The organism is Nocardiopsis sp. NPDC058789 (assembly GCF_042745575.1).
Lineage (GTDB): Bacteria > Actinomycetota > Actinomycetes > Streptosporangiales > Streptosporangiaceae > Nocardiopsis > Nocardiopsis eucommiae.
The window spans coordinates 191,183-205,407 of sequence record NZ_JBHYOW010000001.1; the positions used below are offsets into that span (position 1 = coordinate 191,183).

Genomic DNA, 14,225 nt, shown 5'->3' on the forward strand with positions numbered 1-14,225 from the left:
GGCAGGGGAATACTCAGTGGACGACGCGGTGACTCTCGGGATCATTCGCGAGGCGGTTGACGCCGTGGGAATGGATCTCGAAAGGGACGACCTCCTCCAGGACGTGGGGGTGGACTCGATCGCCGGGTACGAGATTCGCCTGCTGGTCAGGGAGAGGTGCGGGGTGGAGGTGCCGGAGGAGGGGTTCGAGGACCTCGGCAGTGTGGGGGACCTGCTGGACCTGGTGCGGTCTCAGGCGGCGGAGGCCTGCTGACGGAGGCACATGCTGCCCCAGAGGAAACCGGCCCCGATGACGGCGATGAGCACGTGCTCGCCGGCGCGGGGCCGGCCGCTCCTGCGGAGCCGGTCGAGCACGGTGAAGATCGTCGCCGCACCCGTGTTGCCGTACTCCTCGATCGTGGTCGCGGCCTTCTCCCTGGGTTGCCCCAGGGCGTCCATCAGGCCGGTCACGAGGTTCCGGTTGGCCTGGTGGAAGACGTAGTGGTCGATCTCGTCCGCTCGCAGACCGGCCAGTTTCAGCGTCTCCTCCACGCTCGGCGGGACGCGGGTCATGACCTGCTCCCAGACCTCCGGTCCGTTCATCTTCAGGTACTGGCGGCCGGTGCCCACGACCTCGGGGCCGAACGGCTCGCGCGTTCCCCCCGCGGGCACCTCGACGCCGTGGGAGAGGGTCCCGCCCAGGCTCCAGGAGAGCACGCCGCTGGACTCCTCGACGGGGCCGAGCACGGCGGCGCCCGCCGCGTCACCGAAGAAGACCCGCGTGGTGCGGTCGGTGGGGTCCGTGATGCGGGACAGCGCCTCGGCGCCGATCACCAGCACCCGCTGGAACTGGCCGCCCTGGAAGAGGTGCAGCGCCGTCCACATGCCGTACAGCCCACCGGAGCAGGCCGCCTGGTTCAGGTCGAGCGCGACCGCCCGGCGCGCGCCGATCCGTTCGGACACCGTCAGCGCCGTGGAGGGGAGCAGCTGGTCGAACGTGAAGGTGGCGACGATGACGCAGTCGAGGTCGGCGGCGTCGGTCCCCGACTCCCTCAGCGCCTCCTCGGCCGCCGCGACGCACATGTCCGTGGTGCCCGTGCCCTCCGGCAGGAACCGGCGCTCCCGGATACCCGTCCGCTTGACGATCCACTCGTCGCTCGTGTCGAGGCCCCGCGCGAGTTCCTCGTTGGTGACCACGTTGTCGGGAACGTGGGAGCCCACGCCCAGAATCCCCACGGGAAACCTGTTGGAGAGCGTGCTGCCGGAGGTGGAGGGAACATCCTGGTGCGGTCTCATGACACTTCCTTTGCACTGGGGGGTGCGTGGTCGGGGGGATTCCCCGGAGAGCGGTCCGGGGACGGGGGGAGCGAGCCCAGCCGCCGTGTACTGGGGTCGAACGAGACCCACACGGCGACGACCAACATGAGCACGGTGAATCCCAGGAACAGGGGCATCGTTCCGGCGAACTGGAGACCGAATCCCGCGGCGAGGGGGCCGAGGGGCGCGGCGGCCCCCGTGACGAACGTGCAGGCGCTGCCCACACGGGCCTGGAGGCGGTCGGGCGTGTTCAGGAGCTGGTAGGTGCCGAGGATGATGGACAGCAGCGGTGCGGCCGCCATGGCCGCCGCGAGGGGGAACACCACGGCCCAGTGGTCGACGAGGGGGATCGTGGCCACGACGGTGATCGGGAGCCACCACAGGGTGGCCAGCACCAGGCCCCGAGGGGAGAAGCGGCGCAGCAGGGCGGAGGCTCCCAGCGCGCCGCCGATCCCGCCGAGGCTGGCCACGCCGAGCACGGTCCCGATCTGGCCGGTGCTGACTCCCGCCTCCGCGCCGACCATGACGACGGTGAGCACGACCCCGGTGATCACCAGGTTCGGGGCGACGCAGCTGAGGAGCAGCACGCGCAGCTCGGGCCGGGCCCAGATCCACGAGAACGCCTCGGTCCAGGTGCGGAGCCGCGCCCCGTCCCCGCGCGCGGCGGGGGTCCGGGGGTGCTGCAACCGCTCCCTGACGAAGAGCAGCCCGATCGCGGCGAAGGCGTGGCCCAGCGCCGCGGCACCGAACGGGAGGGTGCGCGACACAGCCATCAGCCACCCTCCCAGCACGGGACCGATCAGGGAGGCGATCTGGTTGCGGGCCTCGTTCCGGCCGACGGCGGCGGACAGGTCGGTCGATCGGACGATGTGGGGCAGCGCGGCGCGTTCGGCGAAGCGGTAGGCCTCGTGCCCGACCACGTCCACCAGCGCCACGATCACCACCAGCCACAGCAGCCACGGCGACCCGGTGAGCAGCCCCAGGCACAGGACCACCATGGCCAGGGCCCGGGTGCCCTGCGCCGCGATCATGAGGGTACGCCGGTCGAACCGGTCGGCCGCCGCTCCACCGGGGAGCCGGGCGGAGACCGCCGCGACCCCCAGGAGGAAGGTGACCGAACCCGTCAGGGCCGGTGTCCCGCCCAGGTCCAGGAGGATGACGGGGTAGGCGACGGCTCCCATGCCCGGGCCGAGCTGCGCGGCGAACTGACCGGTCCACAGGATGCGGAACGACCGGTTGCGGCGCAGCGGGGCCGGTTCGTTCTCAGGACTGACCACGGAGCGCCTCCGCCGGGGGTACCTCGCCCGCCCTCCGCGACGTCAGGACGGAGACCACCGTGGAGAACACCAGGGTGACTCCGACGACCCCGACCAGCACGGACACGGGCACCGTGTAGACGACCCCCGGCAGGTCCACACGCAGTGAGTCGACGAGTCCGGGCGAGACCGCGAAACCGAGCCCGACACCGAGGGCGATCCCGCTCACGGTGATGACCAGGGACTCGATCAGGAAGAGCCTGCGGACCCCGGAGATCTGCATGCCGATGGCGCGCAGGACGCCGATCTGGTTGCGGCGCTCGGAGATCGACCGGATGCTGACCACTCCGAGGGCCGCGCAGCCGACCACGAGCCCGAAGCCCATGAACGCCATGAGGAGCCACTGCACGACGCCGTTGGACGAGGCCCGGAACTCCACCTCCTCGCGCATCGGGGTGGTGGTGACCCCGTGGTCCATCAGCGCCCTCTGGAGGGCGACCTCCAGCTTGCCGACCTCGTCCCGGTCCTGTGCCCGGACGAACCAGTTCCCGGGTACGGCGTCCTCACCGGTGACCCGGCTCAACCCCTCGGTCGAGGTGACGACGTCACCCAGGTACTCGGCGCTGCGGTCCACGACGCCGATGACCCGGAGCGTCGTGGTGGTGTCGCCGTCCGGTTCGGTGACCTCCAGCCTCAGGTTCGCGGGCAGGCCGTCGTCCAGGACGTCGACGCCCTCCAGTTCGAGGTCGCTCCCGCCGCCGACGAAGGCGGCGGAGTCGCTGGGGATCATGGCGGCGGAGACCACGGCGGTGTTCGGGGTGCGCCGGAGCTCGTCCCAGACCTCCTCGGAGGTGTCCAGGCCGTCCGCGCGCAGGAAGACCGGGTAGCGGTTGCCGAGCAGGTAGTCGTCGTCGGCCCCCCACACCCGCACCTCCTCCGCGTCCGCGTCCGCGTCGACCTGGCGGGCCTCGGTCGTGACCTCCTGGTAGCCGCCGACGCGCTCCACCTTCGCGGCGTCCACGCGCGGGCTCTCCGCCAGGACGGTGCCCAGTTCGGGCGGCGCGCCCTGACCGGCGACCCACTCGGCCCGCACGTCGAACCCGCCGGTCACCGAACGGTGGTCGGAGTAGACCTGGTTGACGGCGGCGGTGACGAACCCGCTGAGGGTGATGGTGAGGACCACGATGCTCAGCATCGCGATCGTCATCCCCGCCTGGGCACGGTTGCGCACGGAGTAGGCCACCGAGATGGGCACCACGGAGGCCATCGACGGCAGGGGCGCCAGGACGCGGCGCAGGAAGCTCTGGACGAGGTCGCTGTTGGCCACGAACAGCCACACCCCGGCGGCGACCAGCGCCATCCCGGCGAGGAAGAACAGCGTGATCCCGGAACCGGTGTCCCCGAACAGCTCCCCCGGCACGGACCAGAGCGCGATGATCACGGCGGCGCACAGCGAGTGGGCCGGGCGCCTGGGCACCCGCAGCCTCGGCAGGAGCGCGCCCAGGCCCCCGAGCGCCAGCGTCAGACCGGTCAGGGTCTCGGTCGCGGTGCCGTTCTGGACGCCCAGAGCGGCCGTGGCCAGCCCGAGCAGCAGGATCAGGGAGAGCAGGGGCACGGTCCACCAGCGGCGCCGCGACGGGGCCTCGGACCCGCGCAGCGCGGACACGATGTCCACCTTGGAGGCGCGCGCGGCGGCGAAGGTGAACACCACCGTGATGACGCCGACGCCGATGAGGTAGGCGGTCGCCATGGCCACGGGGTCGAACCCGAACTCCAGCGCGGGCGGGGGCAGGGCCGGGTCGGCGACGCGGTCGCTCAGCACCCGCGAGGCGGCCACGCCCGCCAGCCAACCGGCCAGTGTTCCGGCCGCCGAGGCCAGCACCGCGTAGCCCAGCCCCTCGACGGTCAGGACGAGGCCCAGCCGTCCGCGTTTCATGCCCATCGCCCGCAGGACGCCGAACTCCTGGCGGCGCTCCCCCGCGAGCATCATGACGACGAGCACGATGAGGAGCACGCCCGCGACCATGGAGAGCTGGCTGAAGAGGAGGAACAGGGTCGCCAGGTCCGTCGTGAGACGGTCCGCGCTCTCGTGCGCGGAGGCGCGGAGCGGTTCGGCCTCCCACCCGTTGGTCCTGACCAGGGAGGAGAGGTCGGTGCGGACCGGGTCCTCGCCCGCCTCCCAGGTGACCTCCTGCCCGTAGGACAGGGTGACGGTGTTCACCCGGCCGGTCAGGTCGGCGGTGCGCTGGAGCGCGGAAAGCGGCACGAGGGCGGACTCGGGCGGGGCGAGGGGCGCACCGGCCTCGTAGACGCCGACGACGCGTGCCTGGCGTCCGGCGACGACGACCGTGTCGCCGCGGTCGGCGCGCAGCTCCCGCGCGGCCTCCCGGCTCAACAGGACGTCGTTCTGGCCGAGGCCGCCGCGCGCGATCTCCGTGCCGTCGCCGTCCACGAGCCGGATCGCGGCGTCGTTGTTGGCGACGCCGAGCACCGTGAGCCCGGGGTCGCCGCGGTCGGCGCGCTCGTGGGCCACGGGGAGGCGCAGGGTGAGCAGGGAGGAGACGGTGGTGTCGGGGTCGTCCAGGGCCCTCTCGACGGACCGGACGTCGTCGCGCTCCAGCATGGGAGGTCCGGCGTCGGGGTCGTTGTCGGGGTCGTCCTCGTCGCGGTCGTCGTCCCCGCCCGGCGTCACGACCGCGTCGACCTCACCGAGGTCCGCGGTCTGCTGCGCGCGCATCGCCTGGTGGAGCGTGGACTCCAGCGTGAAGGAGGCCGAGAAGAGCAGCGCGGCCAGAGACAGGCCCATGGCCACGAGGAGGGTCTGCCCCGGGCGCCGCCCGACGTTGCGCGCCGCGATGCGGACGCTCAGTCGGCCCCGCGCCGAGAGCGCCACCAGTGCGATCAGCGCCAGGGGGGACGCGACCGCGACGGCCAGCGTGATTGCGTCGTTCATCTACTGGTCGCCCCCGGCGGCGGCGTCGGCGGTCCGCGTGGTGTGGTCCTCGACCCGGTCCACGAGGCCGTCGAGCATGTGGACCTCGCGGTCGCCGTAGGCGGCCACGTCGGGGTCGTGCGTGACCATGATCAGGGTGAGGCCGTCGGCGTGGAGCTCCCGGAGCAGCGTCAGCACCTCCTCGGTGGAGGCGGAGTCCAGGGCCCCGGTGGGCTCGTCCGCCCAGACGATGGCGGGGGCGTGCACGATGCCGCGGGCGATCGCGACCCGCTGCTGTTGGCCGCCGCTCAGTTGGGCGGGGACGTGGTCGGCGCGTTCACCCAACCCCACGCGGGTGAGCGCCGAGACCGCCTTGCGGCGGGCCTCCCTCGGCCGGACCCCGCCCAGGAGGAGGGGCATCTCCACGTTCTCCACGGCTGAGAGGACGGGGATGAGGTTGTAGCCCTGGAAGACGAAGCCGGTCCGGCGGGCGCGCCACGCCGTGCGCCTGCGCTCGGACATGGAGTGGATGTCCTCACCCTCGACGAGCACGCTGCCCCCGTCGATCCGGTCCAGGCCGGAGGCGCAGTTCAGCAGGGTCGACTTGCCGCACCCGGAGGGCCCCATCACCGAGACCCATTCGCCCTCAGCGACGTCCAGGGAAACACCGCGCAGCACCGGAACCGCAATCCGGCCGTCACCGTATGTCTTTGTTATGTCTTTCAAGCGCACGACTGGGTTGGTCACGAGTTCCCTTACTGATGTCACGAGTCCACCACCGACCAGTGGTGTCCCACGCGCCTGGACCGCCCACTCGATCAGTTTCACAGTTGATCAAGACTTGCGAGCCAAATCGAAGCAGAGGCAATGCACCTTGTCAACACTCCCCAAGGATTTCCGAACCGAAATGATCCGACCCGATCGACCACCCCCGGAAAGGGACCGGGTACCGGCCAGAACAATGGTTTCACCTTTGCCGCAAGCCGACCCACGGGCAGGTTGGGCGCGCTTCACCGGCGGAAATGGGGTTCCGCCCCAGACGTTTTCCCCGCTGCGCACGGAACCCGCCGGGACGCCGGGAATCACTGCCAGTAGGCGCTTCTGCACGCCAAGCCTCTTCTGGAGGCACTCCCGGAGGGTGAAATCAGGGGACCAGAACAATGAGGACACGATCCTGATACCGACTCTTAGGACTCCTTTAAGTTGAATCCCGGACCATGTGTCGAATCGGGAACCGCAGAAAACGCGAAAGAAGGCCGACTCACCGTGATGCGGATATCACGCACCGGGTCCGTCGGCCCTGGGAATACGGGACCTACAAATGGTCGCCGAGGAAGTCGTCAATACTCTGCCGCGCGACCTGACTGGAGAATCCACCCCAGTTCAGGTCGAACATGTGCTCGGTCCACGGCAGTTCCACGTGGTGGTGGGGAACTCCGACCGACGCGAGGCGGTCGGCCATGCGGTCGTTGTCCTCGGTGCCGAGAAAGAAGTCGTGGCCCGCCGTGATCAGCAGAGTCGGGGGACCGTCCTCGTCCACCTGGAGAAGGGGCGACATCGCCTCGTACTCCTCCGGATACTCCTCCGGTGGGCCGCCGACCATGCGCTCACTCGACTCCAGCAGGTCGTCCCCCACCGGGGACCGCCGCTGCCGCCAGGGGACCGGCGGGGCCTCGTCGGTGCCGTCGGTGGCCGAGTACCACGCCACGACCGCGTCCACCTCCGGAACCTCGGTGTCACAACTGGGTTCGGGGCCGTCCGCGTGCGCGGCCAGCAGGACCAGGAGCCCGCCCGCCGACTGGCCGTTGAGCGCGATCCGCGCGGGGTCGCCGCCGTAGTCGGCGGCGTTCTCGTGCACCCAGCCCAGGGCGCAGCGCACGTCGGCCAGCGAGGCCGACCAGTCGCCGTCCGGGAAGTACCGGTAGTCCACGTCGAACACCACCCGCTCGCCCCCGCTGTCCGCGAGCCAGGTGTCCCAGCGGGGCAGCAGGCTCTGCGGCAGGTCCTCCGCGCCTCCGTGCACGTTGACCACCACCGGGAGCCGGGCGTCCTCGGGGACCCCGCCCTCGGGTCGCCACACGTCGAGCTCCAGCGGGTCTCCCCCGGGGCTGGCGTACTCCAGCGTGACCGGTTCGCGGTCGGCCGTCGTGGCGAACCCGGCCGCGTACTGGAACGGGTCCAGCCGCACGCCCTCGGCGCGGGCCGTCCGCCAGACGGACACCGAGGGAACCAGTGCCAGGACCAGTAGGAGCACGTTCACCAGCGCCAGCAGGAGCGCGCCGCGGCCGCCCCGGGAACGCCTGGCCCACAGTGCCAGCACCACGCCGCACAGGGAGACCAGGGCGAACACGGCGGAGAACTCCAGCGCGACCAGCGCGGCCTGCCACATCGCCAGGGACACGGGCGGCAGGAGGACGAGACCGACCCCGGCCAGGGTGGTCAGGCACAGCAGGGCCGAGCCGGCGAGGAGGAGCCGCGAGCGGGCGGGGGCATCTTCGAGCAAGCGCGCACAACCTTAATACGTACGTATCGATACGAGCGTATCATTCCTGCGCGCCCTGTGCCAGAATGCGTCCGTGCCGAAGAACGTGGACAGGGAGGGCCGGCGACGCGAGATCGCCGAGGCCCTACACCGGATAGCCGCGCGCGAGGGCCTGGAGGGCGTCAGCGTCCGGACCGTCGCCGCGGAGGCGGGCCTCTCGGCGGGCGCCGTCCAGCGGGAGTTCGACTCCAAGGACAGGCTGCTCCGCTTCGCCCTCCGAGCGACCGTGGACGAGGTCACCGAACGCTTCGGGCGATTACGGATCGGGCCGGGAGGGCTGGACTTCTCGGCGGCCCTGCGTCAGGTGCTGCTGGAGCTGCTGCCCACCGACGGACGGAAGCTGGCCCAGGCCCGCATCTGGTCGGCCTACTACGCCCGCGCCGCCGTGGACCCGGTGTTCGCGGACACCCTCGAGGCCCTGACCGAGGAGACCCGCGCGAGCTTCCTGCGGCTCCTTGAGTACGCGCGGAGCCAGGGCGCCCTCGCGCCCGGCACGGACCTCGAAGCCGCCACCGAGATGCTCCTGGTGATCATCGACGGACTCTGGATCGGCTGCGCGCGACTGCCCGAGGCCGCCTCCCTGGACGGACACCGCGCGGCGGTCGAGGCCACCGTCGAGCTGCTGGGCCAGCCGACACCGGAGGGACCCCGGAGGAACGAGGACCCAAGGTCCCGAAATGCGCAGATCATACGAAACACCCCAGCGCAGAACGAACCTACCCACGGGTAACCCCGACCGGCGCCCCACTCCGCGCCGCTCGTTAGGGTTCCCGTGGCCCTGCCTGGGCACCGCTTCCCTGGAGTGGCGCCCTGCGCGGCCACCGGCAGCACCCGGAGTACCGGCAACACCGGCGACGGCGCCGGCCCGTGCCGGTACCGCGTCACGGAGTCCAGGAGGCATCCGGCATGTTCGAGAAGATACTGGTGGCCAACCGAGGTGAGATCGCCATCCGCGCCCTGCGCGCGGGGCACGAACTGGGGGCCCGCACCGTCGCGGTCTTCCCCCACGAGGACCGCCACTCACTGCACCGGCTCAAGGCCGACGAGGCCTACCAGATCGGTGAGCCCGGGCACCCCGTCCGCGCCTACCTGTCCGTGGACGAGATCGTCCGCGCGGCAAGGGAGGCGGGCGCCGACGCCGTCTACCCCGGCTACGGGTTCCTGTCCGAGAACCCCGCCCTGGCCCGGGCCTGCGCCGAGGCGGGCATCACCTTCGTCGGTCCGCCCGCCGAGGTCCTGGAACTGACCGGGAACAAGGCGACCGCCATCGCCGCCGCCAGGCGGGCCGGCATCCCCGTCCTGGACTCCACCGCGCCCTCCACCGACGTCGACGGCCTGGTCACCGCCGCCGAGGAGATCGGCTTCCCGGTCTTCGTCAAGGCCGTGGCCGGTGGCGGCGGCCGGGGCATGCGCCGGGTGGACGCTCCCGGCGCCCTGCGTGAGTCCATCGAGGCGGCCATGCGCGAGGCCGAGACCGCCTTCGGCGACCCCACGGTGTTCCTGGAGCGCGCCGTGGTGGACCCGCGCCACATCGAGGTGCAGATCCTCTCCGACGGCGAGGACGTGATCCACCTCTACGAACGCGACTGCTCGGTCCAGCGCCGCCACCAGAAGGTCGTCGAGCTGGCTCCCGCCCCCAACCTCGACCCGGAACTGCGCGAGCGCATGTGCCGGGACGCGGTGCTGCTCGCGCGGGAACTGGGCTACCGCAACGCGGGCACGGTCGAGTTCCTGGTGGGCCGGGACGGCCGACACGTGTTCATCGAGCTCAACCCGCGCATCCAGGTCGAGCACACGGTGACCGAGGAGGTCACCGACGTGGACCTCGTGCAGTCCCAGATCCGGATCGCCTCCGGTGAGACCCTCGCGGAGCTGGGCCTGTCCCAGGACGCGATCGTCCTGCACGGCGCCGCGCTCCAGTGCCGCATCACCACCGAGGACCCCGCCAACGGGTTCCGGCCGGACACCGGGACCATCAGCGCCTACCGGTCCCCCGGCGGCTCGGGCATCCGTCTGGACGGCGGGACCGCGGCGGCGGGGTCGGAGGTCAGCGCGTACTTCGACTCGCTCCTGGTCAAGCTCACCTGCCGGGGCCGCGACTTCGCCACGGCGGTGAGCCGCGCCCAGCGCGCGGTGGCCGAGTTCCGGATCCGGGGCATCTCCACCAACATCCCCTTCCTCCAGGCCGTGCTGGAGGACGAGGACTTCCGACAGGGCCGGGCCACCACCTCGTTCATCGAGGAGCGCCCCCAGCTCCTGACCGCGCGCCCCTCCGCCGACCGGGGCACCCGCCTGCTCACCTACCTGGCCGACGTCACGGTGAACAAGCCGCACGGCGAACGCCCCCACCTGATCGACCCGGCGTCCAAGCTTCCCGCCGTCCCCGAGGGCGCCCCGCCCGCCGGGTCCCGGCAGCGCCTGCTCGACCTCGGCCCGGAGGGGTTCGCCCGCTGGATGCGCGAGTCAGCGACGCTGGGCGTCACCGACACCACCTTCCGCGACGCCCACCAGTCGCTGCTCGCCACGCGGGTGCGCACCCAGGACCTCCTGGCGGCCGCGCCCGCCGTCGCGCACACCCTCCCCGAGCTCCTGTCCCTGGAGTGCTGGGGCGGGGCCACCTACGACGTGGCCCTGCGCTTCCTGGCCGAGGACCCGTGGGAACGGCTGGCGGCGCTGCGTGAGGCCGTGCCCAACGTGGCCCTCCAGATGCTCCTGCGCGGCCGCAACACCGTCGGGTACACCCCGTACCCCACCGAGGTCACGAACGCCTTCGTGCGGGAGGCCGCCGCCACCGGCGTGGACGTCTTCCGGATCTTCGACGCCCTGAACGACGTCGAGCAGATGCGCCCGGCCATCGACGCGGTCCGCGAGACCGGCACCGGGCTCGCGGAGGTCGCGCTCTGCTACACCGCCGACCTCTCCGACCCGGCCGAGAAGCTGTACACGCTGGACTACTACCTGAGGCTGGCCGAGCGGATCGTGGAGTCCGGCGCGCACGTGCTAGCGGTCAAGGACATGGCCGGACTGCTGCGCGCACCGGCCGCCTCCCGGCTGGTGAGCGCGCTGCGCCGCGAGTTCGACCTGCCGGTCCACGTGCACACCCACGACACGGCGGGGGGCCAGCTCGCCACGTACCTGGCGGCGGTGAACGCGGGCGCGGACGCGGTGGACGGCGCGGTCGCGTCCATGTCGGGCACCACCTCGCAGCCCTCCCTGTCCGCGATCGTGGCCGCCTTCGACCACTCGGACACCCCCACCGGCCTCTCCCTGGACGCGGTGAACGAACTGGAGCCGTACTGGGAGGCGGTGCGCAGGGTCTACGCGCCGTTCGAGGCGGCCCTGACCTCACCGACCGGCCGCGTGTACCACCACGAGATCCCCGGCGGCCAGCTGTCCAACCTGCGCACCCAGGCGGTCGCGCTGGGGTTGGGCGACCGGTTCGAGGACATCGAGGCCGTGTACGCCGCCGCCGACCGCATGCTGGGCCGCCTGGTCAAGGTGACCCCCTCCTCCAAGGTGGTCGGCGACCTGGCTCTGCACCTGGTGGGCGCGGGGGTCTCGCCCGAGGAGTTCGAGGAGGACCCGGACCGGTTCGACGTGCCCGACTCGGTGGTGGGCTTCCTCCGGGGTGAGCTGGGGGTTCCCCCGGGTGAGTGGCCCGAGCCGTTCCGCACCAAGGCGTTGCGCGGGCGTGGTGAGGCCCGTCCCACCACCCCGCTCAGCGAGGTCGACCGCGCCGGGCTGGACGAGGAGCCCCGAGCCACGTTGAACCGGCTCCTGTTCGCCGGGCCCACGAAGGAGTTCGAGGCGCACCGGGCCGCCTACGGCGACACCAGCGTGCTGGACAGCCGGGACTTCTTCTACGGTCTGCGCGAGGGCGAGGAGCACGTGGTGGACCTGGAGCCGGGCGTGCGCCTGCTCATCGGGCTCCAGGCGGTGAGCGAGGCCGACGAGCGCGGGATGCGCACCGTCATGACCACCCTCAACGACCAGCTGCGGCCGCTGCACGTGCGCGACCGCTCCCTGGCCTCGGACGCGCCCGAGGCGGAGAAGGCCGACCGCGACGACCCCGCGCAGGTCGCGGCTCCCTTCGCCGGGGTCGTCACCCCGACCGTGGCCGTGGGCGACGAGGTCGCCGCCGGGGACACCGTCGCGACCATCGAGGCCATGAAGATGGAGGCCTCCATCACCACCCCGCGTGCCGGGGTGGTGGCGCGGGTGGCCGTCGAGGGCGTCCAGCGCGTGGAGGGCGGCGACCTGATCGTCCACCTCCGGTGAGACTCCGGGTGGCCGCCCCGAGGGCGGCCACCCGCCGTCCGGCACACGGGAACTCCCGCGTGGCGGGGGCTTCCGGGGGCCGGGGTCGGCCCCGCCCGTTGGGCCGCCCGGATCCGGTGGAGGTGGGCGGCCCGCCGGGGACCGACAGGTACGGCGCGGTCGCGCGCACGCCCTGACCCGCCCGCGCCCCGGGGTGGTCCTCTGTGGCGGTTTCGTACGATGAAGACCGACTCGATCACGCGGGGCGTCCCGCGACGAAAGGAACCCCGTGGCTGACGTACCCGAACGCGCCCTGGTCGTGATGGCCCACCCCGACGACGCCGACTTCTCCTGTGCGGGGACCGTCGCGGTGTGGACCGAGGCCGGAGCCGAGGTGGTCTACCTGATGGTCACCGACGGTGAGGCGGGCGGTGACGAACTCACGCTGGAGAGCGCGGAGATCGCCGCCATGCGCCGCGAGGAGCAGCGCCGGGCCGCGGCCGAGGTCGGGGTCAAGGACGTGCGCTTCCTGGGCTACCCCGACGGGAGGGTGGAGACCACCCTCGACCTGCGCCGGGACATCACGCGGGTGATCCGCCAGGTCCGCCCCGAACGCATGGTCATCCCCAACCCCGAACGTGACTGGGACAGCGTCGCCGCCAGCCACCCCGACCACAGGGCCACCGGCGCGGCCGCGTTCGACGCGGTCTTCCCCGACTCCCGCAACCCGCACGCGCACCGCGAGCTCCTCCACGAGGAGGCCCTGGCCCCGTGGACCGTCCCCGAGGTGTGGGTGGTCGGCGGCCCGGCGCCACACACCCACTCGGACATCACCGACGTCTTCGAGCGCAAGGTGGCGGCGCTGGCAGCGCACGAGAGCCAGATCGGTGACATCGCCGAACTGGAGCCCATGCTGCGCCAGTGGATGGGCGTCAACGCCGCGGAGGCCGGGCTGCCCGAGGGGCGCCTGGCCGAGGTCTTCCGGGTCGTGCGCACCGTCTGACGCGTCCGGGGGGGGCGGCCCCACCGGCCCCGCCCCCGGCGACCGAGACGTCGGCGAGGCACGACCTATCCTCGAAGGGTGACGAACACGTTCCACCCCACCGGGGCGACCGAGGCCGCCCACCGTGTACGCGACGTCCTCGGCGCGGGGCCGGTGGTCGTGCTGACCGGCGCGGGGATCTCGACGGACTCGGGCATCCCCGACTACCGGGGCCCGGACTCACCGCCGCGCAGGCCCATGACCTACCAGGAGTTCGTCGGGGACGCGGCCTTCCGGCGCCACTACTGGGCGCGTAACCACGTGGGCTGGCGTCACGTGGCGGCCACCGCCCCCAACGACGGCCACCGTGCCCTGGCCGAGCTCGAACGCGCCGGGCTCGTGTCCGGGGTGATCACCCAGAACGTGGACACCCTGCACGACGCGGCGGGCAGCCGGAACGTCATCGACCTGCACGGCCGCTACGACCGTGTGGTCTGTCTGGGCTGCCGGGCCGTGACCGGCCGCGCCGAGCTGGCCGTGCGGCTCACCGACCTCAACCCGGGCTTCGCGGAGGAGGTGGCCGACGTCGAGGTGGCCCCGGACGCCGACGCGGTGCTGGCCTCCACCGCGCACTTCCGGGTCGCCGACTGCTCCGACTGCGGCGGCGTCCTCAAGCCGGACATCGTGTACTTCGGTGAGAACGTGCCCCGGCCACGGGTGGAGGAGGCCTACGCGATGGTCGACGGAGCCGCCGGACTCCTGGTCGTGGGCTCGTCGCTCACGGTCTTCTCCGGTCGCCGGTTCGTGAAGCGCGCCGTGGGGCAGGACCACCCGGTGGTCATCCTCAACCGGGGGCCCACGCGCGCCGACGACGCCGCCACCCTGACCGTGGGGTCGGGCTGCTCGGAGGTCCTGCGCGCGCTGGCGGACGGACACACCGCGCGTCGCGGATCTCCCTGA

Annotated in this window: 10 protein-coding genes; 5 read left to right on the forward strand and 5 right to left on the reverse strand. The window is 72.2% G+C overall.

The window, feature by feature from the left end:
- Positions 1-70 precede the first annotated feature (70 nt).
- Complete coding sequence (locus ACFW3L_RS00875; protein WP_378734879.1) at positions 71-253, forward strand: acyl carrier protein; 183 nt, start codon at positions 71-73, stop codon at positions 251-253.
- On the opposite strand, the gene ACFW3L_RS00880 is transcribed toward ACFW3L_RS00875, so the two are convergent.
- The 5 genes from ACFW3L_RS00880 to ACFW3L_RS00900 form a co-directional block, all read right to left on the reverse strand.
- Entirely contained in the window at positions 232-1,275 is a 1,044-nt protein-coding gene (locus ACFW3L_RS00880; protein WP_378734881.1) for a 3-oxoacyl-ACP synthase III family protein, read from the reverse strand. The two genes, ACFW3L_RS00875 and ACFW3L_RS00880, sit on opposite strands and share 22 nt — an antisense overlap.
- Entirely contained in the window at positions 1,272-2,573 is a 1,302-nt protein-coding gene (locus tag ACFW3L_RS00885) for an MFS transporter (RefSeq protein WP_378734883.1), read from the reverse strand. Before ACFW3L_RS00885 ends, ACFW3L_RS00880 begins: the two co-directional genes overlap by 4 nt.
- A complete protein-coding gene (locus ACFW3L_RS00890; RefSeq protein WP_378734885.1) occupies positions 2,560-5,505 on the reverse strand; it encodes an ABC transporter permease in 2,946 nt (981 codons plus the stop codon). The genes ACFW3L_RS00885 and ACFW3L_RS00890 overlap by 14 nt, the downstream gene beginning before the upstream one ends.
- Entirely contained in the window at positions 5,506-6,162 is a 657-nt protein-coding gene (locus ACFW3L_RS00895; protein ID WP_378734887.1) for an ABC transporter ATP-binding protein, read from the reverse strand.
- Positions 6,163-6,799: 637 nt separating this feature from the next.
- On the reverse strand, positions 6,800-7,987 hold the full coding sequence (locus ACFW3L_RS00900; RefSeq protein WP_378734889.1) for an alpha/beta hydrolase: 1,188 nt from the start codon (positions 7,985-7,987) through the stop codon (positions 6,800-6,802).
- Between the two features lie 73 nt (positions 7,988-8,060).
- On the opposite strand from ACFW3L_RS00900, the gene ACFW3L_RS00905 reads away from it, so the two are divergent.
- From ACFW3L_RS00905 to ACFW3L_RS00920, 4 genes are all read left to right on the forward strand, one after another.
- Positions 8,061-8,756, forward strand: coding sequence for a TetR/AcrR family transcriptional regulator (locus ACFW3L_RS00905; protein ID WP_378734891.1), 696 nt, complete (start codon positions 8,061-8,063; stop codon positions 8,754-8,756).
- Between the two features lie 176 nt (positions 8,757-8,932).
- Positions 8,933-12,304, forward strand: a complete 3,372-nt coding sequence (locus ACFW3L_RS00910; protein ID WP_378734893.1) for a pyruvate carboxylase — start codon at positions 8,933-8,935, stop codon at positions 12,302-12,304.
- 268 nt (positions 12,305-12,572) lie between these two features.
- Positions 12,573-13,286 carry a PIG-L deacetylase family protein gene (locus ACFW3L_RS00915; protein ID WP_378734896.1) on the forward strand — a complete coding sequence of 238 codons (714 nt, stop codon included), beginning with the start codon at positions 12,573-12,575 and terminating at the stop codon, positions 13,284-13,286.
- 78 nt (positions 13,287-13,364) lie between these two features.
- Positions 13,365-14,225, forward strand: a complete 861-nt coding sequence (locus tag ACFW3L_RS00920; RefSeq protein WP_378734898.1) for an NAD-dependent protein deacetylase — start codon at positions 13,365-13,367, stop codon at positions 14,223-14,225.